We start from the raw sequence: 22,965 nt of genomic DNA, 5'->3' as shown, positions 1-22,965 counted from the left end.
GCATCAAGCACCGGCCCGGACGGAGCATGTCGCCGTCCGCTCACCGCCGGTCGGAGCAGCCGGAGGTGCCCATGAGTGCGGAGGCTACAAACCCTGCGATGTCTGGGCCCGTGACGCCCGCAGCGCAGCGCAGGCGCGGTCGTCCAAGGCTTGACCTGCGAAGGCTCGGCCGGGCGGCCCTGATGGGGCCCGCCGCCCGGGACCGGTTGCCGGACGCGATCGGCCATGTGGCGGAAGCCCATCGCGCCCATTACCCGGACGCGGATCTGGAGCCGTTGCGGCGTGCGTGGGTGCTCGCGGAGTCCTCTCACCGCGGCCAGATGCGCAAGAGCGGTGAGCCGTACATCACACATCCGCTCGCGGTGACGTTGATCCTGGCGCAACTGGGCGCCGAGATCACGACCCTGACCGCGTCCCTGCTCCACGACACCGTCGAGGACACGGACGTGACGCTCGATCAGGTACGTACGGAATTCGGCGACGACGTCTGTTATCTGGTCGACGGCGTCACGAAGCTGGAAAAGGTCGACTACGGAGCGGCCGCCGAGCCGGAGACCTTCCGCAAGATGCTCGTGGCCACCGGCAACGACGTCCGCGTCATGTCGATCAAACTGGCCGACCGCCTGCACAACATGCGCACGCTCGGCGTCATGCGCCCCGAGAAGCAGGCGCGGATCGCCAAGGTGACGCGGGACGTGCTCATTCCACTCGCCGAGCGCCTCGGCGTACAGGCGCTCAAGACCGAGCTGGAGGACCTCGTCTTCGCGATCCTCCTGCCGGAGGAGTACTCCCGGGTCCAGGAGCTGATCGCGGCCAACGAGGCGGACGGCGGCGACCCCCTGGAAAGGACGGCCGACGACGTGCGGGCCGTACTGCGCGAGGCGGGCATCGCTGCGGAAGTCCTCATCAGGCCGCGGCACTTCGTCTCGGTCCACCGGGTGCACCGCAAACGCGGCGAGATGCGCCCGGCGGACTTCGGACGGCTCCTGGTCCTGGTGAACGAGGACGCGGACTGTTACGGCGTGCTAGGGGAGCTCCACACGTGCTTCACGCCGGTGGTCTCGGAGTTCAAGGACTTCATCGCCGTACCGAAGTTCAACCTCTACCAATCGCTGCACACCGCCGTGGCCCGCCCGGACGGAGAGGTCGCCGAAGTCCTCATCCGTACGCACCAGATGCACAAGGTGGCCGAGGCCGGCGTCGTCGCCCTGCGCAATCCGTACGCTCCTCCTGCGGAGGAGCAGTCCGATACCGCGTCCGACACCCCTTCCGACGACTCCTTCGAGGGCGAGCGCGCCGACCCCACCCGGCCCGGCTGGCTCTCCCGCCTGCTCGACTGGCAGGAAGCGGCCCCCGACCCGGACACGTTCTGGTCCACGCTCCGCGAAGACCTCGCCCAGGACCGCGAGATCGCCGTCTTCCGCCCCGACGGCGGCACGCTCGGGCTGCCCGCGGGGGCGAGCTGCGTGGACGCCGCCTACGCCCAGTACGGCGAGGACGCCCACGCCTGCATCGGGGCACGTGTCAACGGACGCCTGGCGACGCTGAGCACGGTCCTGCGGGACGGCGACACGGTCCAGCTGCTCATGGGGCAGGACGCGGCGTCCGGGCCGTCGCGCGAGTGGCTCGACCACGCGCGCACGCCCGGCGCCCGGATCGCCATCCGGCGCTGGCTCACGACCCACCCCGCGCCCGCGTCGGCTCCCGCCGCGTCGTCCCCGGAGAAGCCCACGCCCCCGCCGCAGGCCGCCGACTTCCCCCGACCCGCCGCGGCGAACGCCGTCGTGGACAGGGAAGGCGCGAGCGTACGGCTCGCGGGCTGCTGTACGCCCGTGCCCCCCGACGAGGTGACCGCCTTCGCCGTGCGCGGCGGCGTCGTCACCGTGCACCGCGTCGAGTGCCCCGCGGTCGCACGCATGAAGGAAGTGGGCCGCGCCGAGGTCGGAGTGCGCTGGGGGGACAGCGCGGAGTGCCGGGTCACGCTGATCGCCGAATCGTTCGGGCGGGCACACCTGATGGCCGACCTCACCGAGGCCATCGCCATGGAGGGCGTCGAGGTCATGTCGGCGACCGTCGAGCCGCCGAGCCAGCAGCGCGTGCGCCACACGTACACGCTGCAACTCCCGGACGCGGACCACCTTCCGGGGCTGATGCGCGCGATGCGCGCGGTGCCCGGGGTGTACGACGTCAGCCGCGCCCAGCACCCGGCGGCGACTCCGTAGCAGCGCGCTCCGGCGCGTCAGCGTCGCCGCAGCCGCCTACTGGCGACTCGTTCGAGTGGCATGTCGCGCGCCGACACCGGCGTGGAAGGTCCGCGCTGATAGCGGTAGTTCATGCTGCTCACCCCCCGGGTCAAGGCCTCGCGGCCGAAGACTCTTCGCATCGCGACCGCGCTCCTGGCCGCGGCCGCCTCCGCCACGCTCCTCGCCGCGAGTGTGCCGTCACCGGCCAAGCCGCTCGGCATCGGCGACCGGCTCTTCCCGCATCTGGGAAATCCCGGCTACGACGTCATGTCGTACGACATCGACTTCACGTACCGCGGCGACAACAAGAAGCCGCTCGACGCCACGACGGTGATCGACGCGCGGACGAGTGCTCCGCTGGAACGGATCAACCTCGACTTCGCCCACGGCAAGGTCCGCTCCGTCGAGGTCAACGGCGCTCCCGCCCGCTTCGAATCCACCGGTGAGGACCTGGTCGTCACACCCTCGCGGCCGCTCGGCCCGGGCGAGAACATGCGGATCACCGTCCGGCACACCAGCGACCCCTCGCCCGCCAAGGACCAGGAGGGCGGCTGGGTGCCCACCTCCGACGGGCTCGCCATGGCCAATCAGGCCGACGCCGCGCACCGTGTGTTCCCGAGCAACGACCACCCCGCCGACAAGGCGCAGTTCACGTTCCGCGTCACCACCCCGAAGGGGCTCACCGCCGTCGCCAACGGCCTGCCCGTCGCCACGGCGCACACCGGGTCCACCACGACCCGGGTCTTCCGCACCCACCACCCCATGGCGACGGAACTCGCGCAGGTCTCCATCGGCCGCTCCACCGTGGTGCGGCGCTCCGGGCCGCACGGTCTTCCCGTACGTGACGTGGTGCCCACCAAGGACCGCAAGAAGGTGGAGCGCTGGCTGGACAAGACGCCGGACCAGATCGGCTGGATGGAGGGGAAGGTCGGCCGCTACCCCTTCGAGGCGTACGGGGTGCTGATGGCGCAGGCGCAGACCGGCTTCGAACTCGAGACGCAGACCCTCTCGCTCTTCGAGAGCGACCTGTTCAAGCGGCCCGAGTTCCCCGAGTGGTACGTGGACTCGATCATGGTGCATGAGCTGGCGCACCAGTGGTTCGGCGACAGCGTGAGCCCGAGCTCCTGGTCCGATCTCTGGCTCAACGAAGGACACGCCACCTGGTACGAGGCACTCTTCGCCGAGGAGAAGGCCAAGAAGCCCCTCCAGAAGCGGATGCGTGAGGCCTACCGCCAGTCCGACGGCTGGCGTGCCGCGGGCGGGCCGCCCGCCGCGCCGAAGGGCCCCGAGCCGGGGCAGAAGATCAGCATCTTCCGCCCGGTCGTCTACGACGGCAGCGCGCTGGTCCTCTACGCACTGCGGCAGGAGATCGGGCACCGCGACTTCGAGCGTCTGGAGCGTGACTGGGTGCGGACCTACCAGGACGGGAACGCGACGACCGAGGACTTCGTGCGGCTCGCCTCATCGGTCTCCGGCCGTGACCTGAGCGGATTCTTCGAGGCCTGGCTGTACGGCGCGAAGACGCCGCCGATGCCGGGGCACCCGGACTGGCGTAAGGCGGCTCCCGCAGGGAAATAACCCCGTGACGAGACGGGCCGTTCCGTGCAACCATTCTTCAGGTCGGCGCCGCTGCGGGTCCGGGAAAACCCTTCGGGGGCATCTCAGGGCCGGTATCGGTCGGCCCGGGGAATCTCGGGGCGGCCCGGAGCGTTGACCACCATGACGAGTCCCATCGACGTTAAGGATCCAATGACCTCCTCTTCTTCCCCTTCCCAGGACGCGCAGAGCCTCGCGCAGAACTACCCCGAAGGTCTTCGGGCCGATGCCCTGATGGAAGAGGACGTCGCCTGGAGCCACGGACACGACGGAGACCGGGACGGCGAGCAGTTCGACCGCTCCGATCGCGCGGCCCTGCGCCGCGTCGCCGGCCTCTCCACCGAGCTCGAGGACGTCACCGAAGTCGAGTACCGACAGCTCCGTCTGGAGCGAGTGGTGCTGGTCGGCGTGTGGACCTCGGGCACGGTGCAGGACGCGGAGAACTCGGTCGCCGAGCTGGCCGCCCTCGCCGAGACGGCGGGCGCGCTCGTGCTCGACGGTGTCATCCAGCGCCGCGACAAGCCCGACCCGGCCACGTACATCGGATCCGGCAAGGCTCTGGAGCTGCGCGACATCGTCGTCGAGACCGGCGCCGACACCGTCGTCTGTGACGGCGAGCTGAGCCCCGGCCAGCTGATCCACCTCGAAGACGTCGTCAAGGTCAAGGTGGTCGACAGGACCGCCCTGATCCTCGACATCTTCGCCCAGCACGCCAAGTCCCGAGAGGGCAAGGCGCAGGTCGCCCTTGCCCAGATGCAGTACATGCTCCCGCGCCTGCGTGGCTGGGGTCAGTCGCTCTCCCGTCAGATGGGCGGCGGCGGTTCCAGCGGTGGCGGCGGCATGGCGACGCGTGGTCCCGGTGAGACCAAGATCGAGACGGACCGTCGCCGGATCCGCGAGAAGATGGCGAAGATGCGCCGGGAGATCGCGGAGATGAAGACGGGCCGCGAGATCAAGCGCCAGGAGCGCAAGCGCAACAAGGTGCCCTCGGTCGCGATCGCCGGTTACACGAACGCGGGCAAGTCCTCCCTGCTCAACCGCCTCACGGGCGCGGGCGTCCTGGTGGAGAACTCCCTGTTCGCCACCCTCGACCCGACCGTGCGCCGGGCCGAGACGCCGAGCGGCCGGATCTACACCCTGGCCGACACCGTCGGGTTCGTACGGCATCTGCCGCACCACCTCGTCGAGGCGTTCCGCTCCACCATGGAAGAGGTCGGCGAGTCCGACCTGATCCTGCACGTGGTGGACGGTTCGCACCCGGTGCCGGAGGAGCAGCTGGCCGCCGTGCGCGAGGTGATCCGCGATGTGGGCGCGACAGACGTGCCCGAGATCGTGATCGTCAACAAGGCCGACGCGGCCGATCCGCTGGTCCTCCAGCGGCTGCTGCGCAACGAGAAGCACGCGATCGCGGTCTCCGCCCGCACGGGCGCGGGCATCGAAGAGCTGCTCGCGCTGATCGACACCGAGCTGCCGAGGCCCGAGATCGAGATCGAGGCCCTCGTTCCGTACACGCAGGGTCAGCTCATCGCGCGGGCGCACGCCGAGGGCGAGGTGCTCTCCGAGGAGCACACCGCCGAGGGCACGCTGCTCAAGGCGCGGGTGCACGAGGAACTGGCGGCGGACCTCACGCCGTACGTCCCCGTCGCGGGCTGAACGCGGGCCCGGACCGTACGCGGGCCCGGACCGTGCAGTGCGCGCGGATCACATGACGAAGGCCCGCCCCCTCTCGTAGGGGGCGGGCCTTCGCCGCGTCATGTGCGAGTCGCGAGGTGCGGCGGTCGCCCGCCGTGTGCGGCTACTTGGAGCCGTACTTCTCGCTCATCATGTCGTAGACCTGCTCGGCGCCCTTGCCCAGCTGCGGTCCTGCCAGCCAGGTGTTCTCGGCCGGGCCGATCGAGGTGTTCGAGACCAGCTGGGTCTTGCCGCCCACCATCCGGAACCAGCCGCCGCCGGACGAACCACCGGTCATGGTGCAGCCGATGCGGTACATCGTCGGCTGCGCGGGAGTCAGCGAGAGACGGCCCGGCTTGTCGACGCACTTGTGCATGATCTGGCCGTCGTACGGGGGAGCGGCCGGGTAGCCCCAGGCACCCATCGAGCTCACGCTCTGCGTCGCCGGGGTCGTGAAGTCGACGTCGAGCGCGTTGCCGACGGTCTCCTCCAGGGACTTGGATCCCTGCTCCGGCTTCACGTGCAGCACGGCGTAGTCGTACGGCGCACCGGCACCGCCCGAAGCGGCGCCCTGGTCGATCCACTCGTTGGAGGTCGAGACCCAGTCGGCCCAGTACTGGCCGTAGGGGGCGACTTCCTGCGGTGCCGCGTTGCTCAGCTCGGCCTCGGACTTGCCCAGGTCGTTGTAGGCGGGCACGAAGGTGATGTTGCGGTACCAGCCACCGGCGGAACCGGCGTGCACGCAGTGGCCCGCGGTCCACACGAGGTTGGACTTGCCCGGGTTGCGCGGGTCCTTCACGACCGTGCCGGAGCAGACCATCGAGCCTTCGGGGGCGTCGAAGAAGATCTTGCCGACCGGGGCGGCGTTCTCGTGGTAGGGCGTCTTCTCGCGCTTGGCCTGGACCGGCGACGGCTCGGGGTCGGTCGCGCCCTGGTCGGCTGCGGCGTCCTTCGCGGCGATCGTCTTGTTCGGGTCCTTGGCGTCCTTCATCCGCTCGGGCTTCCAGAGGCCCTCGATGACCGGGTTGACGAAGTCCTTGGACTCGCGGAGCCAGTCGTCCTTGTTCCAGTTCTTCCAGGCCCCGTCCTTCCACTTGTCCGGGTCGATGCCGTGCTTCTTCAGCTTGTCGGCGAGGTCCGCGGGCAGCTTGGCGTCGGAGCCGGTGTCGGAACCCTTGTCCGCGTCCGCGCCTTGGGAGGAGCCGGAGTCCGCCTTGTCACTGGCCTTGTCGTCGCTCGGACCACAGGCCGTGGCGGTAAGTGCCAGAGTCGCGGCGAGTCCGGTGGCGGCGAGTGCGAGACGCCGCCCGCGACTGCGCGCCAAGGGCACACGAGTGGAGTGCATGGTGCTGTAACCCCCGTATTGAACGTGTAATGCTGCAATTTGCCATGTACGTGTCATGTGTGCGCGGATGCTCCGGAAGCCTCCCGCCGACGCGACACCTCACTATGCCTGTGTGTTTGGGGACGAATGGAGGCGGGGTCGTGAAGGTTTCCGGCGACCCCGCCTCGTACACCAGGCGATTACCGATTCCTGAATACCGGCGACGAACTACCGGCAACGGGCTACCGGCGACGAACTACCCGTCGGCTACTTGTCGGCGAACTTCTTGCTGACCTCGCCGTAGATGCCCTTGGCCTCCTTGCCGAGACGCGGACCGGCGAGCCAGCCTGCCGTCACCGGGCCGATGGAGGTGTTGGACACCAGGGCGGGCTTGCCGTCCGAGCCCTCGGCGACCCAGCCGCCACCGGACGAACCACCGGTCATCGTGCAGCCGATGCGGTACATCGTCGGGTCGGGCTTGCTGATCGAGAGCCGGCCCGGCTTGTCGGCGCACTGGAACGCCTTCTGGCCGTCGAACGGCGGGGCGGCCGGGTAGCCGGTCGCCGTCATGTCGGCGATCTGGGGCACGGCCTTGGCGTTGAAGTCCACCGGGAGCGCCGAACCGACCTGCTCCTCGAGCGACTTGCCCTCGCTGCCCTTCTCGGGCGTCACGTGGATGACCGCGAAGTCGTACGGCGCGCCCGTGCCGCCCGTCGGGCCACCGTTCTCGATCCACTGGTCGGAGGTCTGCGCCCAGTCGCCCCACCAGACGCCGTGCGGAGCGACTTCTTCCTTGGGGGTGCTCTCCAGCTCGTCGACCGACTTACCGGTGTTGTTGTACGAGGGCACGAAGGCGATGTTGCGGTACCAGCCGCCCTTGGCGCCGGCGTGCACGCAGTGACCCGCGGTCCACACCATGTTGGACTTGCCCGGGTGCGCCGGGTCCTCGACGACGGTGGCGGAGCAGACCATCGAGCCGTCGGGCGAGTCGAAGAACAGCTTGCCCGACGCGGGAGCGCTGGCGTCGTACGGCGTCTTCAGGGCCGCCGCCTCCACCGGCTCGGGCGTCGGGTCGGTCACGCCCTGGTCCCCGGAGATGTCGTTCTCCTCGACACCGCGGTCGGGGTTCTTGTCCGCGTCCCGCATGCGGTCCGAGTCCCACAGGCCTTCGATGATCGGGTTGACGTAGTCACCGGCCTCGCGGAGCCAGTCGTCCTTGTTCCAGTTCTTCCAGGCCCCGCCCTTCCACTTGTCCAGGTCGATGCCGTGCTCCTTGAGCCGGTCCTGGATGTCCTGCGGAATCTTGACCTTGCCGTCGTCGTTGCCGTCGCCGGCGGACTGGGACGCGGACGACTCGTCACCCGCGTTGTCCTCGCTCGGGCCACAGGCCGTCGCGGTCAGAACGAGCGCCGCGCCGATGGCGACAGCGGCCGCCACGGGGGAGGTTCTGCCGCGCGCGCTCCTCCCACGACGAGCGGTCTTGAGCGGGCGTATGGGTCGCATAGAGAGATTCCCCCTGGGCTTCGAGATCGTTCGCATACCGGACACCCGGTGCCGCACGGCGCGTTGAGCACCGCACTCGCGTGGCGGTGCGCACCCTGCTGCGGATGAACGGCACCCCACACTATGCCGGTGCCGTAGGGGACAGCCGACGGAACGGCAACGGTTCCGTCACGGCAAGGATCTTCCGATTACCCGTGTTCCTCCGCAGCCTCCGTCGTTGGTACGTACGGGGGAGTGGCGGCCTGTGTTCATCTCCCCTGCCAACTCGTCGGCGCAGCAGCCCAGATCGAGTGGGGAGCGCCCATTCCCAGCGGGAGGACCAACAGTCGTGGCCGTGACCGAGCCGGCGCCCGCGGCGGTTTCCGCGGCGCAGTCCGCAGCGCACGAGGGAGCGCACGAGGGATCACAAGAGGGAGCGCACGAGGGGATCCTGCGACGCCAGGCGGCGCGCGAATCGTCGGCGCGCACCTATGCGCGCGCCCTGCCGATCGTGCCGGTGCGGGCGCGCGGCCTGACGATCGAGGGCGCCGACGGACAGCGCTACCTCGACTGCCTCTCGGGTGCGGGGACCCTGGCCCTCGGGCACAACCACCCGGTCGTGCTCGAAGCGATCAGGAAAGTCCTCGACTCGGGGGCACCGTTGCACGTCCTCGATCTGGCCACGCCGGTCAAGGACGCCTTCACCACCGAGCTGTTCCGCACGCTGCCCCGAGGACTCGCCGACCGGGCGCGGATCCAGTTCTGCGGACCCGCCGGTACGGACGCGGTGGAGGCCGCGCTCAAACTCGTGCGTACGGCCACCGGGCGCGACGGCATGCTCGCCTTCACCGGCGCCTACCACGGGATGACAGCGGGGGCGCTCGAAGCATCCGGCGGCGCTTCGGATGTACGCGTCGCGCGTCTGCCCTATCCGCAGGACTACCGCTGCCCGTTCGGCGTCGGCGGTGCGGGCGGCGCCGAGCTGGCGGCCCGCTGGACCGAGAGCCTCCTCGACGACACCAAATCGGGAGTGCCGCAGCCGGCCGGGATGATCCTCGAACCGGTGCAGGGCGAGGGCGGTGTGATCCCCGCCCCCGACCAGTGGCTGCGCCGGATGCGCGCGATCACCGCCGCTCGCTCGATCCCGCTCATCGCGGACGAGGTCCAGACCGGCGTCGGGCGCACCGGCGCCTTCTGGGCCGTCGAGCACAGTGGCGTCGTCCCGGACGTGATGGTGCTGTCCAAGGCCATCGGCGGCAGTCTGCCCCTGGCCGTCGTGATCTACCGCGACGACCTCGACGTCTGGCAGCCCGGCGCCCACGCGGGCACCTTCCGCGGCAACCAGCTCGCCATGGCTGCGGGCACGGCCACCCTCGCGTACGTCCGTGAGAACGGACTCGCGGAGCGCGCGGGAGTCCTGGGCGCCCGCATGCTCACCCAGCTGCGGTCCCTGGCCGCCGAGCAACCCTGCATCGGCGATGTCCGGGGCAGCGGCCTGATGATCGGCGTCGAGCTCGTGGACCCGGCTGCCGCGGACCCGTTCGACACGGCCGGCGCGGACCAACCCGGTCCGGGCGCCACGGACCTCCCTGACCCCGCCGGATCCGCCGACCACCTCGCCTCCGTCGCCCTGGACCGCGCCAGGCGTCCGCTTCCCCCGGCACCCGCACTCGCTGCCGAGGTGCAACGAGAGTGCCTGCGCCGCGGGCTCATCGTCGAGCTGGGCGGACGGCACTCCAGCGTCGTACGCCTCCTTCCTCCTCTGACCATTACGGACGAGCAGGCGGCCGCGATCCTGGACCGCCTCGCCGACGCGATCTCCGCGGCGGCGCGCCCGCACCGCGGATAGCCACGCGGACCAGGTCCGTCCCGTGTACGGCCCGAAGACAACAGCACAGCTCCAGCCCGTCACCCCGGAGCCCGAACGACTTCACAAGGAAGCCCTCTTGAACGCCACCCCCGCATCCGACGGCCCACCCCACTCCCACGTCCCAGGTGCGTGCGGCAAGCAATCCTCGCTGGTGGCGGAGCCCGGTACGGTCCCCCGGCAGAAGGGAGGCCGGCAGAGCGAGCAACTGCGAGGCGCGACCGCCGACCTCCTGGAGCACCCGGACCCGTACACCGCCGCGCAGGTGGCGGCCATCGAGAACCTCCTGCGCTGCTGGGTACGCGAGAACAACTTCCCCGCCCCCGAGCAGGGCGCCCTGCGCATCCCGCTCGACGCCAGCGGCACCGCACTCCTCGTCCCCGTGTACTACTGGTCGGCCACGGGCTGGCACCGGTTCGGCCTCCCGTACCTGGAAGACGGCCCCCAGAGCGCGCCCCCGGCCGACGCCGTCACCGTCGCCGCCCTCCTGGGCCGCGAGACGGGCCGGCGGAACACTGCCGCCGGTACCGGTACCGGCACCACCACCGGCATCAGCACCGATGGCGACGGTGACGAGCGAGTCGAGGCAGGCGACCTCGTCGGCCGCGTCGCCGACTCGGTGCGGCGCACCGCCACCTTCATCGCCGACCGCAGGAACAACCCCGGCGACGAGCCCGACCTCTTCCTGGCCGCCGAACAGTCCTTGCTCCTCGGCCACCCCCTGCACCCCACCCCGAAGAGCCGCGAAGGACTCTCCGACACCGAGTCCCGGCTCTACTCACCGGAGTTGCGCGGCACCTTCGCACTGCACTGGCTCGCCGTCGAACCCTCCGTGCTCGCCGCGGACTCGGCCTGGACCGAGCGTGGCCGCACCCTTCCGGCCGAACAGCTCATCGCCCGCCTCGCGGGCCCGGACCTGCCGCTGCCGGAAGGCCGCGCCGCCCTGCCCCTGCACCCGTGGCAGATCCGTGAGCTCAGGCACCGCCCCGCGACCGCCGCTCTCCTGGAAGCCGGACTCCTCAAGGACCTCGGCCCCCACGGCGCACCGTGGTACCCGACCTCCTCCGTGCGCACCCTCTACCGCTCGGGCGCCGCAGCCATGCTGAAGCTCTCGCTCGGCCTGCGCATCACCAACTCCCGTCGTGAGAATCTCCGTAAGGAACTCCACCGAGGCGTCGAGGTCCACCGGCTCCTGCGCAGCGGCCTCGCCGAGCGGTGGCAGGCGGCCCACCCGGGATTCGACGTGATCCGCGACCCGGCCTGGCTCGCCGTGGACGGCCCCGACGGCGAGCCGGTCCCCGGACTCGACGTCATGATCCGGCACAACCCCTTCAGACCCGGCGACGACGTCACCTGCATCGCGGGACTCGTCTCGCCCCGGCCGTCACCGCAGTCCACCGGGCATGACCGCGCCCCCATGCGCTCCCGGCTCGGCGAGATCGTCACCCGCCTCGCCGGCCGGACGGGCCGTCCGCGGGGAGCCGTGGCCACGGAGTGGTTCCTGCGCTACCTGGAGAACGTCGTACGCCCCGTGCTCTGGCTGGACAGTGAGGCAGGTGTCGCCCTGGAGGCCCACCAGCAGAACACACTCCTGCTGCTCGACTCCGACGGCTGGCCGGTGGGCGGCCGGTACCGCGACAATCAGGGTTACTACTACCGCGAGTCCCGGCGCGCCGAACTCGAACGAAGGCTCCCCGGCATCGGTGAGCACAGCGACACGTTCGTGTCCGACGAAGTGGCCAACGAGCGCTTCGCCTACTACCTCGGCATCAACAACGTCCTCGGCCTCATCGGAGCCCTCGGTGCCGAATGCCTGGCCGACGAGAGGCTGTTGCTCGCGGCGTTCCGCCGCTTCCTCGGCGATGTCGCCGCCGGCCCTGCTTCGCTGCGTACACCCTTGGCCTCCCTGCTTCTCGACTCACCCGTGCTGCGGTGCAAGGCCAACCTGCTGACCCGGCTTCGCGGGCTCGACGAGCTCGAGGGCCCCGTCGACACCCAGTCCGTCTACGTCTCCATCGCCAACCCCCTTCATTCCTGAGGAAGATGACCCACCGCTTCTGAGAGGAGCGACGCCGTGCCTCTGCCTGATGCGAGCGCCGACGCCGGAACCGAGACCGCTGCCGAGTCCGCCACCGCCGACAGGGCCGACATCCAGGACACCCTGGACCTGCGCCTCCCGGACGAACTCATCGCCCTGTTCGGCGCGAGTGACGCGAGTGAGCCAGTCGACGATCTGCTCGACAACGTCGCCGGCTGGGGCCCGGCGACCACCTCTGCCGGTGTCTTCCAACTCGTCTCCGTACGTGTCGAACGCGACCTCCCCCTCATCAGCCGGTGGATGAACGACCCCGCCGTGGCGGCGTTCTGGGAGCTGGCCGGCCCCGACGCCGTCACGGAGGCGCATCTGCGCGACCAGATCGACGGTGACGGGCGCAGCGTCCCCTGCCTCGGTGTCCTGGACGGCACACCGATGAGCTACTGGGAGGTCTACCGCGCGGACCTCGACGCCCTGGCCCGCCACTATCCGGCCCGCCCGCACGACACCGGTCTCCACCTCCTCATCGGCGGTGTCGCCGACCGCGGACGGGGGCTCGGCACCTGCTTGCTGCGGGCGGTCGCGGACCTCGTGCTCGACCATCGGGCCGCGTGCGCACGCGTCATCGCAGAACCCGACCTCCGCAACACCCCCTCCGTCTCCGCCTTTCTGAGCGCCGGCTTCCGCTTCTCCGCCGAGGTGGATCTCCCCGACAAGCGCGCGGCGCTCATGGTCCGTGACCGGGCCCTGCGCGCAGTGCTCTGACCCGCTCACCCTCAGCGCTCGCCCTCAGTACCCCGCTCGACCTGATCCGGTTCCCTCCCTGAGGAGTTCCCGTGCCGAATCCGTCCGTCCCCCCGACGCCCCGAGAGCCGACCGTTCCCAACGACCCGCCTCTCTACGACCCGCCTCTCTACGACCCGCCTCTCTACGACCCGCCCGAACTGACCCCGGAGAGATGGGCGAGGGCGGGGCGCCGCCTCCTCGCGAAAATGGTCGGTGAGTTCGCCTACGAGGAGATCATCGAGCCCGTCCCCGCCGGACCGGGAAAGACGGACGGTTACAGCCTCCGTCTCGATGACGACGACGGGGGCCACGGGGGCCACGAGGGCCACGGACAGGGCGGGGACGGCGGACACGAGCCCCCGGCGGCGGCCCCCTGCCTCCTCTTCCGCGCACACCGCGGCTCGTACGGCAGTTGGCGCGTCGACCCGGACAGCCTGGCCCTGGCCGAGGGAGATGGACCGCCGCTCCCCTTCAGCGACCCCCTCCGTTTCCTCGCCCTGGCCCGCCGCACCCTGGGAATCGACGGCGCCACGCTCGGCCACCTCATCCGCGAGCTGACCGTCACGCTCTCCGCCGACGCCCGGCTCGACCGGACCGCCCTCACCGCGGCGCAGCTCGCCGACCTCGACTACGCGCATCTCGAAGGGCATCAGACCGGGCACCCCTGGCTCGTCCTCAACAAGGGGCGCATCGGCTTCTCCGCGAGCGACACCGCCCGCTGGGCACCCGAGGCCCGCCTCACCGCGCGGCTCCCCTGGATCGCCGTCCACACCGACCTCGCCGCCTACCGGGGCGTCACCGGTCTGGACACGGCGGAGAAGCTCTACACGCGTGAACTCACCCCCGCGACAAGGGAGTCCTTCGCGGGCATACTCAGGGCACGCGGCCTCGACCCGCATGCCTATCTCTACTTGCCGGTGCACCCCTGGCAGTGGGACGACATCGTCCTGACCCTCTTCGCCCCCTCCGTCGCCGCGGGAATGATCGTCCCCCTCACCACCGACGGCGACCTGCGGCTGCCCCAGCAGTCCATTCGTACGTTCCTGAACCTGTCCCGGCCCGACCGGCACACCGTCAAGCTGCCGCTGTCGATCCTCAACACCCTGGTGTGGCGCGGACTCCCGACCGAGCGCACCCTGGCGGCCCCGGCGGTCACCGCCTGGATGCACGCGCTGCGCGACGCGGACCCCTTCCTGCGTGACGAATGCCGGATGATCCTGCTCGGCGAGGTCGCATCGGTGACCGTCGAGCATCCGCTCTACGAGGGTCTGCCCGAGGTCTCCTACCAGTACAAGGAACTGCTCGGTGCGATCTGGCGCGAACCGATCACCCGGTATCTCGCGCCCGACGAGCGCGCCCGCACGCTCGCCTCCTTGTTGCACACCGATCCGCACGGCAAGGCTTTCGTCGCCGAGCTGGTCGAGCGCTCGCGCCTGGCCCCCGAGGTGTGGCTGCGGCACTTCTTCGCCGCCCTGCTCCCTCCGCTCCTGCAGTTCCTGTACCGGTACGGCACGGTGTTCTCCCCTCACGGGGAGAACGCCATCGTCGTCTTCGACGACAAGGACGTACCCGTCCGGCTCGCGGTGAAGGATTTCGTCGACGACGTCAACGTCAGCGCCGAAGCCCTCCCGGAGCACGCGACGATGCCGGACGGCGTCCGGGACGTACTGCTCACCGAACGTTCCGATTTCCTGACGCAGTTCATCCACTCGGGGCTCTTCGTGGGTGTCTTCCGCTATCTCGCCCCGCTGTGCCACGAGCAGTTGGGCATCTCGGAGACCGTCTTCTGGTCCCTCGTCCGTGCCGAGATCCTCCGCCATCAGGCGCGCGCTCCGCAGCTCAAGGAGAGATACGAGATGTTCGACCTGCTCAGCCCCCGCATCGAGCGGTTGTGCCTCAATCGCAACCGGCTCCACCTCGACGGGTACCGGGACCGCCCCGAACGCCCGCACGCCGCCGTGCACGGGAGCGTGCCGAACCCTCTTCACCAGCCTTGACCGGAGGATTGTCAGTGGAGACCCGTAGGGTGGTCGCGCTATGACAAAGCCCTCCCTTCCCGAGCTCCTGCACGCCGCCGTCACCGCCGTCGGCGGCACGGAGCGCCCTGGCCAGGTGACGATGGCCGAGACCGTCGCCGAGGCGATCGACGACGGCTCCCACCTGCTGATCCAGGCCGGTACCGGCACGGGCAAGTCCCTCGGATATCTGGTGCCAGCCCTCGCGCACGGCGAGCGTGTGGTGGTCGCGACCGCCACGCTCGCGCTGCAGCGTCAGCTCGTGGAGCGTGACCTGCCGCGGACGGTGGACGCCCTGCATCCCCTCCTGCGGCGCCGGCCCCAGTTCGCCATGCTCAAGGGCCGCTCGAACTACTTGTGCCTGCACCGACTCCACGAAGGAGTGCCGCAGGAAGAGGAGGAGGGGCCGGGCCTCTTCGACCAGTTCGAGGCCGCCGCACCCTCCAGCAAGCTCGGCCAGGATCTGCTGCGGATGCGCGACTGGGCGGACGAGACCGAGACCGGCGACCGGGACGACCTCACTCCCGGCGTGTCCGACCGCGCCTGGTCCCAGGTGTCCGTCTCCTCCAGGGAGTGCCTGGGAGCGTCGAAGTGTGCGTACGGAGCGGAGTGCTTCGCCGAGGCGGCGCGTGAGCGGGCCAAGCTCTCCGATGTGGTGGTCACCAACCACGCGCTCCTCGCGATCGACGCCATCGAGGGCGCTCCCGTCCTTCCCCAGCACGAAGTGCTGATCGTGGACGAGGCCCATGAGCTGGTGTCCCGGGTCACCGGCGTCGCCACCGGTGAGCTCACTCCGGGCCAGGTCGGCCGCGCGGTGCGCCGAGCCGCCAAGCTAGTCAACGAGAAGGCGGCCGATCAGCTCCAGACCGCGTCCGAAGGCTTCGAGCGGGTGATGGAGCTGGCACTCCCCGGCCGTCTCGAGGAGGTTCCGGAAGATCTCGGGTACGCGCTGATGGCCCTGCGTGACGCAGCCCGCACGGTCATCTCGGCGCTCGGCTCCACCCGGGACAAGTCGGTCCAGGACGAGGACTCGGTACGTAAGCAGGCACTCGCGTCCGTCGAGTCGATCCACGACGTGGCGGAGCGCATCTCGAACGGCTCCGAGTGGGACGTCGTCTGGTACGAGCGTCACGACCGCTTCGGGGCCTCGCTGCGGGTGGCGCCCATGTCCGTGTCGGGCCTGCTCCGCGAGAAGCTCTTCAGCGACCGCTCCGTGGTCCTCACGTCCGCCACCCTCAAGCTCGGCGGCGACTTCAACGGAGTGGGAGCCTCCGTGGGGCTCGCCCCCGAGGGCACCGCGTCCGAGGACGCCCCTGCCTGGAAGGGCCTCGACGTCGGCTCGCCCTTCGACTACCGCAGGCAGGGCATTCTGTACGTCGCCCAGCATCTGGCCCGGCCCGGCCGCGAGGGCACGCGCAGCGACATGATCGATGAGCTGGCCGAACTGATCGAGGCGGCGGGTGGCCGCACGCTCGGCCTCTTCTCGTCCATGCGCGCCGCTCAGAACGCCGCCGAGGAGCTCCGTGGCCGGCTCGACATGCCCATCCTGCTGCAGGGCGAGGAGACGCTGGGCGAGCTGATCAAGAACTTCGCGGCGGACTCGCAGACCTGCCTGTTCGGGACGCTTTCGTTGTGGCAGGGCGTCGACGTGCCGGGTGCGAGCTGCCAGTTGGTGGTCATGGACAAGATCCCCTTCCCGCGTCCCGACGACCCGCTGATGAGCGCGCGCCAGAAGGCGGTGGACGACGGCGGCGGCAATGGCTTCATGGCCGTCGCCGCGACGCACGCGGCGCTCTTGATGGCGCAGGGCGCGGGCCGCCTTGTGCGGGCCTCGGCGGACCGTGGAGTGGTCGCCGTCCTGGACCCCCGGCTCGCCACCGCTCGCTACGGCAGCTATCTGAAGGCCTCGCTGCCCGATTTCTGGTACACGACGGACCGCAATCAGGCGCGCCGTTCCCTGGCCGCGATCGACGCGGCAGCGAAGGCGACGGTCACGATCACGGCCGCAGAGGAGGACAAGGCCGCAGAGGAGGACAAGGCCGCAGAGGAGGACAAGGCCGCAGAGGAGGACAAGGCCGGTAGCGAGGGCTCGGCCGACGGGGAGTAGCTCGCGTACGGCCCTGAGACGCACGTACGTACGACCCTCGGACGCAGCAGGGCCCCGGAACCGGCGCAGTTGGTTCCGGGGCCCGGTCAGGGGCGGGGGCTCACACCCGCCGCAGTACCGCCACGACCTTGCCGAGGATCGTCGCCTCGTCACCGGGGATGGGCTGGTACGCGGAGTTGTGAGGCAGCAACCACACGTGTCCGTCCTCGCGCTTGAACCGCTTGACCGTCGCCTCGCCGTCGAGCATGGCGGCGACGATGTCGCCGTTCTCCGCGACGGGCTGGCGGCGGACCGTCACCCAGTCCCCGTCGCAGATCGCGGCCTCGATCATCGAGTCGCCGACGACCTTGAGGACGAACAGCTCACCGTCGCCGACGAGCTGCCGGGGGAGCGGGAAGACGTCCTCCACCGACTCCTCGGCGAGGATCGGACCACCGGCGGCGATGCGGCCGACCAGTGGCACGTACGAAGCGGCGGGCTTGCCTGCCGTGTCCGTGGGCTGGCTGCTCGGCTGGTCCGAGCCGCGCACCTCGTACGCACGCGGGCGGTGCGGGTCACGGCGCAGGAAGCCCTTGCGCTCCAGGGCCATCAGCTGATGGGCGACCGACGAGGTACTGGAGAGGCCTACCGCCTGCCCGATCTCCCGCATCGACGGCGGGTAGCCCCGCCGCTGCACCGAGTCCCTGATGACCTCGATGACACGGCGCTGCCGGTCGGTGAGTCCCGAGCTGTCGGCGCGGATTCCAGGAGGTCGGCCCGGTAGGGAGCGGGTGGGCTTGGGGCCCTCCTGGTTCGTGTCTGCGTCATTCATGGCATGCACCGGCTCGAGTCGGCTCTGGCGGTCCTGGGCGGTGATGGTGGCGCTGTCTGCGGTGGTGGTCACGTCGGTCGGCCCCTCTCGAGAATGTTCTCCCTAGTTAGCCAACGGTAGTTGCTTTCGAAAGGTTGCGCCAAACACACGTTCGAGTGAAAAATCGCAGAATGCCTACTGCGATCATGCGTCTGGGTGTATGGCTAACGTTCGAGCCGAATGGCATTTCGGTTGATTACGGTACGCTTCACCGCTGAGGTCGCGACCCCCTCGGCGGGGCTCCCATACTGCCATTCGCCGCCCGGTCGGACCGGCACCGCCCCCCTTCCTGTGTGGCGCGCGAGGCGGGCTCGTACCCTTCACGGCGGGCCGTGGGTGCGCGACACGCGATGGGGCTGAATTTGCGGCCAAACCCCAGATCTAGTGGTTGGATTGCGACCACGGCCCAGCAGTTGTGGTCCCCGGTCTTTTCAGGCCTCGGGTATCGCCTATGCTTGGGGCTGCTTCGAGGGCCTCACGGGCCTGGTGAGGCCTACGAGTCGTGTCTTGAAGGAGGGTTGGGAGTTCCATGCACTGCCCCTTCTGCAGGCACCCCGACAGTCGCGTCGTCGACAGTCGCACCACCGACGACGGAACGTCGATCCGCAGGCGCCGTCAGTGCCCCGACTGCTCGCGTCGATTCACGACCGTCGAGACATGCTCACTGATGGTGGTCAAGCGCAGCGGCGTGACCGAGCCTTTCAGTCGCACGAAGGTGATCAACGGCGTACGCAAGGCGTGCCAGGGGCGGCCGGTGACCGAGGACGCCCTCGCCCTGCTCGGGCAGCGGGTCGAAGAGGCGGTACGGGCCACCGGAAGTGCCGAACTGACCACGCACGACGTGGGTCTGGCCATACTCGGTCCGCTGCAGGAGCTGGACCTTGTGGCCTACCTGCGCTTCGCGTCCGTCTACCGGGCGTTCGACTCTCTCGATGACTTCGAGGCTGCCATCGGGGAGCTGAGGGACCAGCGGGGGAAGCGGCTCGACGACGAGTCGCCCGGCGCCGACGGCGAGCGCGGCGCGAATGACTGCGGGCCCGGAGGGACTGTCGAAGTCCCGGTGCCCGCCACTGCCACCGACTGACCCGCGCAGCGGTCTACGGCGGCACACACAGACCTGCTTGCGGGGCGCCTTCGCGGGCTCCGCGGCACCGGACAACATCGTGTCACGGGAACATCGTGGCACTTCAGGGCGTTTTAGCCTGATACAGGGAGGCGGCATGACCGAGACGACGAGCGGCCCGGCACGAGGTTCCCGCGCCAAGGGATCCAAGGCCAGCAAGGGTCTGCGTATCGAGCGCATCCATACGACGCCCGGCGTGCATCCGTACGACGAGGTGGTCTGGGAGCGCCGAGACGTCGTCATGACCAACTGGCGCGACGGCTCGGTCAACTTCGAGCAGCGTGGCGTCGAGTTCCCCGACTTCTGGTCGGTGAACGCGGTCAACATCGTCACCAGTAAGTACTTCCGCGGGGCCGTTGGCACCCCGCAGCGCGAGACCGGCCTCAAGCAGCTGATCGACCGCATCGTGAAGACGTACCGGAAGGCCGGCGAGGACTACAACTACTTCGCGTCGCCCGCCGACGCCGAGATCTTCGAGCACGAGCTGGCGTACGCCCTCCTGCACCAGATCTTCAGCTTCAACTCGCCGGTCTGGTTCAACGTGGGCACGCCCCAGCCGCAGCAGGTCTCCGCCTGCTTCATCCTGGCCGTGGACGACTCCATGGACTCGATCCTCGACTGGTACAAGGAAGAGGGGATGATCTTCAAGGGCGGCTCCGGCGCCGGCCTGAACCTCTCCCGCATCCGTTCCTCGAAGGAACTCCTTTCCTCCGGCGGCAACGCCTCGGGACCGGTCTCCTTCATGCGCGGTGCCGACGCGTCCGCGGGAACGATCAAGTCGGGTGGCGCCACGCGCCGCGCGGCCAAGATGGTCATCCTCGACGTCGACCACCCCGACATCGAGGGCTTCATCGAGACCAAGGTGAAGGAAGAGGAGAAGATCCGCGCCCTGCGTGACGCGGGCTTCGACATGGACCTGGGCGGCGACGACATCACGTCCGTCCAGTACCAGAACGCCAACAACTCGGTCCGCGTGAACGACACGTTCATGAAGGCGGTCGAGGAGGGCGGCAAGTTCGGCCTCACGTCCCGCATGACGGGCGACGTCATCGAGGAGGTCGACGCCAAGTCGCTCTTCCGCAAGATGGCCGAGGCCGCCTGGGCCTGCGCTGACCCCGGCATTCAGTACGACGACACCATCAACGCCTGGCACACCTGCCCGGAGTCCGGCCGGATCAACGGCTCGAACCCGTGCAGCGAGTACATGCACCTGGACAACACGTCCTGCAACCTCGCCTCGCTGAACCTGATGAAGTTCCTGAAGGACGACGGCCTGGGCAACCAGTCCTTCGAGGCCGACCGCTTCGCGAAGGTCGTCGAGCTCGTCATCACCGCGATGGACATCTCCATCTGCTTCGCGGACTTCCCGACCCAGAAGATCGGCGAGAACACCCGCGCCTTCCGTCAGCTCGGCATCGGTTACGCCAACCTCGGCGCCCTGCTGATGGCGACCGGCCACGCCTACGACTCGGACGGTGGCCGCGCGCTGGCCGGTGCCATCACATCCCTGATGACCGGCACCTCGTACAAGCGTTCCGCCGAGCTCGCCGCGGTCGTCGGCCCGTACGACGGCTACGCCCGCAACGCCACGCCGCACAAGCGCGTCATGAAGCAGCACTCGGACGCCAACGGCACGGCGATCCGTGTCGACGACCTGGACACGCCGGTCTGGGCCGCCGCCACGGAGGCCTGGCAGGACGTGCTGCGCCTCGGTGAGAAGAACGGTTTCCGTAACTCCCAGGCGTCGGTCATCGCCCCGACCGGCACCATCGGTCTCGCGATGTCCTGCGACACCACCGGCCTCGAGCCGGACCTCGCCCTGGTCAAGTTCAAGAAGCTCGTCGGCGGCGGCTCGATGCAGATCGTCAACGGCACCGTGCCGCAGGCGCTGCGTCGTCTGGGCTACCAGGAGGAGCAGATCGAGGCGATCGTCGCCCACATCGCCGAGAACGGCAATGTGACCGACGCCCCGAGCCTGAAGACCGAGCACTACGAGATCTTCGACTGCGCGATGGGCGAGCGCTCCATCTCCGCGATGGGTCACGTCCGGATGATGGCGGCCATCCAGCCGTGGATCTCCGGCGCGCTCTCCAAGACGGTCAACCTCCCGGAGTCCGCCTCCGTCGAGGACGTCGAAGAGGTCTACTACGAGGCCTGGAAGATGGGCGTCAAGGCGCTCGCCGTCTACCGCGACAACTGCAAGGTCGGCCAGCCCCTCTCCGCCAAGAAGAAGGAGCAGGAGAAGGCCGCGGTCACCGAGAAGGCCGAGGACACGATCCGCACCGCGGTCGAGAAGGTGGTCGAGTACCGCCCCGTCCGCAAGCGCCTCCCCAAGGGCCGCCCGGGGATCACCACCTCCTTCACCGTGGGTGGCGCCGAGGGCTACATGACCGCCAACTCCTACCCGGACGACGGTCTCGGCGAGGTCTTCCTGAAGATGTCCAAGCAGGGTTCGACCCTCGCGGGCATGATGGACGCCTTCTCGATCGCCGTCTCCGTGGGCCTGCAGTACGGCGTTCCGCTGGAGACGTACGTCTCGAAGTTCACGAACATGCGCTTCGAGCCGGCCGGCATGACGGACGACCCGGACGTGCGGATGGCGCAGTCGATCGTCGACTACATCTTCCGCCGCCTGGCGCTGGACTTCCTGCCCTTCGAGACCCGTTCCGCGCTCGGCATCCACTCGGCCGAGGAGCGTCAGCGTCACCTGGACACCGGTTCGTACGAGCCGTCCCTCGACGGCTCCGACGCGGACGCCGAGGGTCTGGGCCTGGCCGCTCCGCAGCAGCCCGAGGTTCTGAAGCCGGTCGCCGTGCCGAAGGCGGCCGAGGCGGAGAAGCCCGCTCCGCAGCAGGCGCACACGAGTGCGGAGCTCGTCGAGATGCAGCTGGGCATCCAGGCCGACGCGCCGCTGTGCTTCTCCTGCGGGACGAAGATGCAGCGTGCCGGTTCCTGCTACATCTGCGAGGGCTGCGGCTCGACCAGTGGTTGCAGCTGAGCGGTTCTGGCTGAGCGGTCGTAGCTGAACGCCGCACGTGCCGGGAGCTTCGGGCGCCGGCCCGGAGTGAAGCCTGAACGACAAGGGCGGTGGTGCCGAGAAATCGGCGCCACCGCCCTTGTCGTTTGTCGTGACGCGAGGACCCGGGGCCGTCTCCGGGCGTCGTTCTCAGATCGCGGTCCCCATCACCGCGGCGAAAGTCGTCGGGTCGGCGTCGAATCCGCGGATGATCTCGCGGAAGGACCATGCGCCCGACTCGTTCCGGGTGAACTCCGCGATCGTCGCGGCCGTGTGCCCGGAGACCGCGGAGAGGTCGTTCTCCGCGAGGTCGGTGTGTCCGGTGCGGATGCGCACCGCGGTGTTCGGGATGTCGCCGAATGCCTTCGCCCCCTCGTGAGGCTGTATGGCCACACCGACCACCACGCGCGCGTACGAGGCCGCGAGCCGGTCGAGCTCCAGGGTCATTACCTCGTCGAAACCGAAGCCCTGGCCAGTCTTGCTGTCCCTGTTGAGGGTGATGGTCCCGTCGGGGGCGCGGCTGTCGAAGTGCACCAGGTACACGGGGCTGTCGTACGGGGCGTCCGCCAAGTAGGTCGCGGCGATGATGTCGAGATCATTCGGCGGCGTACCGACAGGGCTCGGATCCCATTTGAGCCCCACCTCGACCTTTTCGATCCCCTTGCTGACACTGCTCACAGAGCTTCCCCTCCTCGTGTACCGGCTGACGCTGACGCACCAGGCATGTCCGCACGGCACGTCCTACGGACACGCTACGGCGTATGACTGACATCACTGAAGTTTCCCGGTCCGTACGGCTGTTGGCCGCCGAGGGCATTTCTGGTGGCGTGCGTACACGCGCGCGTAGATC

General features: G+C 69.5%; 14 protein-coding genes. 10 read left to right on the top strand and 4 right to left on the bottom strand.

What is annotated here, in order from left to right; genetic code table 11:
- Window positions 1–71 precede the first annotated feature (71 nt).
- From ACFVXC_RS33375 to hflX, 3 genes are all read left to right on the top strand, one after another.
- A complete protein-coding gene (locus ACFVXC_RS33375) occupies window positions 72–2,222 on the top strand; it encodes a RelA/SpoT family protein (RefSeq protein ID WP_389913097.1) in 2,151 nt (716 codons plus the stop codon).
- A 111-nt stretch (window positions 2,223–2,333) separates the two neighbouring features.
- Window positions 2,334–3,821, top strand: coding sequence for a M1 family metallopeptidase (locus tag ACFVXC_RS33370; protein ID WP_389913094.1), 1,488 nt, complete (start codon window positions 2,334–2,336; stop codon window positions 3,819–3,821).
- A gap of 171 nt (window positions 3,822–3,992) precedes the next feature.
- Window positions 3,993–5,492 (top strand): GTPase HflX, encoded by a 1,500-nt coding sequence (gene hflX, locus ACFVXC_RS33365; protein ID WP_389913091.1) that lies wholly within the window; start codon window positions 3,993–3,995, stop codon window positions 5,490–5,492.
- Between the two features lie 142 nt (window positions 5,493–5,634).
- Here hflX and ACFVXC_RS33360 read toward each other — a convergent pair whose 3' ends face one another.
- Both ACFVXC_RS33360 and ACFVXC_RS33355 read right to left on the bottom strand, forming a co-directional pair.
- On the bottom strand, window positions 5,635–6,855 hold the full coding sequence (locus tag ACFVXC_RS33360) for a trypsin-like serine peptidase (RefSeq protein WP_389913089.1): 1,221 nt from the start codon (window positions 6,853–6,855) through the stop codon (window positions 5,635–5,637).
- A 246-nt stretch (window positions 6,856–7,101) separates the two neighbouring features.
- Complete coding sequence (locus tag ACFVXC_RS33355; RefSeq protein ID WP_389913086.1) at window positions 7,102–8,337, bottom strand: trypsin-like serine peptidase; 1,236 nt, start codon at window positions 8,335–8,337, stop codon at window positions 7,102–7,104.
- Window positions 8,338–8,665: 328 nt separating this feature from the next.
- Between ACFVXC_RS33355 and ACFVXC_RS33350 the strand changes: the two genes are divergently transcribed.
- The 5 genes from ACFVXC_RS33350 to ACFVXC_RS33330 all read left to right on the top strand — a co-directional run bounded on the left by ACFVXC_RS33350 (window position 8,666) and on the right by ACFVXC_RS33330 (window position 17,126).
- Window positions 8,666–10,165, top strand: coding sequence for a diaminobutyrate--2-oxoglutarate transaminase family protein (locus tag ACFVXC_RS33350; protein WP_389913083.1), 1,500 nt, complete (start codon window positions 8,666–8,668; stop codon window positions 10,163–10,165).
- Window positions 10,166–10,262: 97 nt separating this feature from the next.
- Window positions 10,263–12,221 (top strand): IucA/IucC family protein, encoded by a 1,959-nt coding sequence (locus ACFVXC_RS33345; protein WP_389913080.1) that lies wholly within the window; start codon window positions 10,263–10,265, stop codon window positions 12,219–12,221.
- Window positions 12,222–12,257: 36 nt separating this feature from the next.
- On the top strand, window positions 12,258–12,983 hold the full coding sequence (locus ACFVXC_RS33340) for a GNAT family N-acetyltransferase (RefSeq protein WP_389913077.1): 726 nt from the start codon (window positions 12,258–12,260) through the stop codon (window positions 12,981–12,983).
- Window positions 12,984–13,054: 71 nt separating this feature from the next.
- Window positions 13,055–15,001, top strand: a complete 1,947-nt coding sequence (locus ACFVXC_RS33335; protein ID WP_389913074.1) for an IucA/IucC family protein — start codon at window positions 13,055–13,057, stop codon at window positions 14,999–15,001.
- 40 nt (window positions 15,002–15,041) lie between these two features.
- A complete protein-coding gene (locus ACFVXC_RS33330) occupies window positions 15,042–17,126 on the top strand; it encodes an ATP-dependent DNA helicase (protein WP_389913071.1) in 2,085 nt (694 codons plus the stop codon).
- Window positions 17,127–17,226: 100 nt separating this feature from the next.
- Here the strand turns inward: ACFVXC_RS33330 and lexA are convergent, their stop codons facing one another.
- A complete protein-coding gene (gene lexA, locus ACFVXC_RS33325) occupies window positions 17,227–18,009 on the bottom strand; it encodes a transcriptional repressor LexA (protein WP_383270716.1) in 783 nt (260 codons plus the stop codon).
- 496 nt (window positions 18,010–18,505) lie between these two features.
- Here lexA and nrdR point away from each other — a divergent pair, with 496 nt between their 5' ends.
- Entirely contained in the window at window positions 18,506–19,060 is a 555-nt protein-coding gene (nrdR, locus tag ACFVXC_RS33320; RefSeq protein ID WP_389913068.1) for a transcriptional regulator NrdR, read from the top strand.
- Between the two features lie 136 nt (window positions 19,061–19,196).
- On the top strand, window positions 19,197–22,097 hold the full coding sequence (locus ACFVXC_RS33315; protein ID WP_389913065.1) for a vitamin B12-dependent ribonucleotide reductase: 2,901 nt from the start codon (window positions 19,197–19,199) through the stop codon (window positions 22,095–22,097).
- A 168-nt stretch (window positions 22,098–22,265) separates the two neighbouring features.
- Here the strand turns inward: ACFVXC_RS33315 and ACFVXC_RS33310 are convergent, their stop codons facing one another.
- Window positions 22,266–22,793 (bottom strand): TerD family protein, encoded by a 528-nt coding sequence (locus tag ACFVXC_RS33310; RefSeq protein WP_389913062.1) that lies wholly within the window; start codon window positions 22,791–22,793, stop codon window positions 22,266–22,268.
- Window positions 22,794–22,965: the final 172 nt, after the last annotated feature.

It is taken from the genome of Streptomyces sp. NPDC058257, assembly GCF_042881845.1.
Lineage (GTDB): Bacteria > Actinomycetota > Actinomycetes > Streptomycetales > Streptomycetaceae > Streptomyces.
This window is presented reverse-complemented; position numbering and strand designations above follow the sequence as displayed.

Bases quoted from the DNA above. Each gene is read 5' to 3' on its own strand.
- hflX (WP_389913091.1), top strand. From the start codon at position 3,993: ATGACCTCCTCTTCTTCCCCTTCCCAGGACGCGCAGAGCCTCGCGCAG.
- ACFVXC_RS33355 (WP_389913086.1), bottom strand. From the start codon at position 8,337: ATGCGACCCATACGCCCGCTCAAGACCGCTCGTCGTGGGAGGAGCGCG.
- ACFVXC_RS33360 (WP_389913089.1), bottom strand. From the start codon at position 6,855: ATGCACTCCACTCGTGTGCCCTTGGCGCGCAGTCGCGGGCGGCGTCTC.
- ACFVXC_RS33330 (WP_389913071.1), top strand. From the start codon at position 15,042: ATGACAAAGCCCTCCCTTCCCGAGCTCCTGCACGCCGCCGTCACCGCC.
- ACFVXC_RS33315 (WP_389913065.1), top strand. From the start codon at position 19,197: ATGACCGAGACGACGAGCGGCCCGGCACGAGGTTCCCGCGCCAAGGGA.
- nrdR (WP_389913068.1), top strand. From the start codon at position 18,506: ATGCACTGCCCCTTCTGCAGGCACCCCGACAGTCGCGTCGTCGACAGT.
- ACFVXC_RS33375 (WP_389913097.1), top strand. From the start codon at position 72: ATGAGTGCGGAGGCTACAAACCCTGCGATGTCTGGGCCCGTGACGCCC.
- ACFVXC_RS33370 (WP_389913094.1), top strand. From the start codon at position 2,334: ATGCTGCTCACCCCCCGGGTCAAGGCCTCGCGGCCGAAGACTCTTCGC.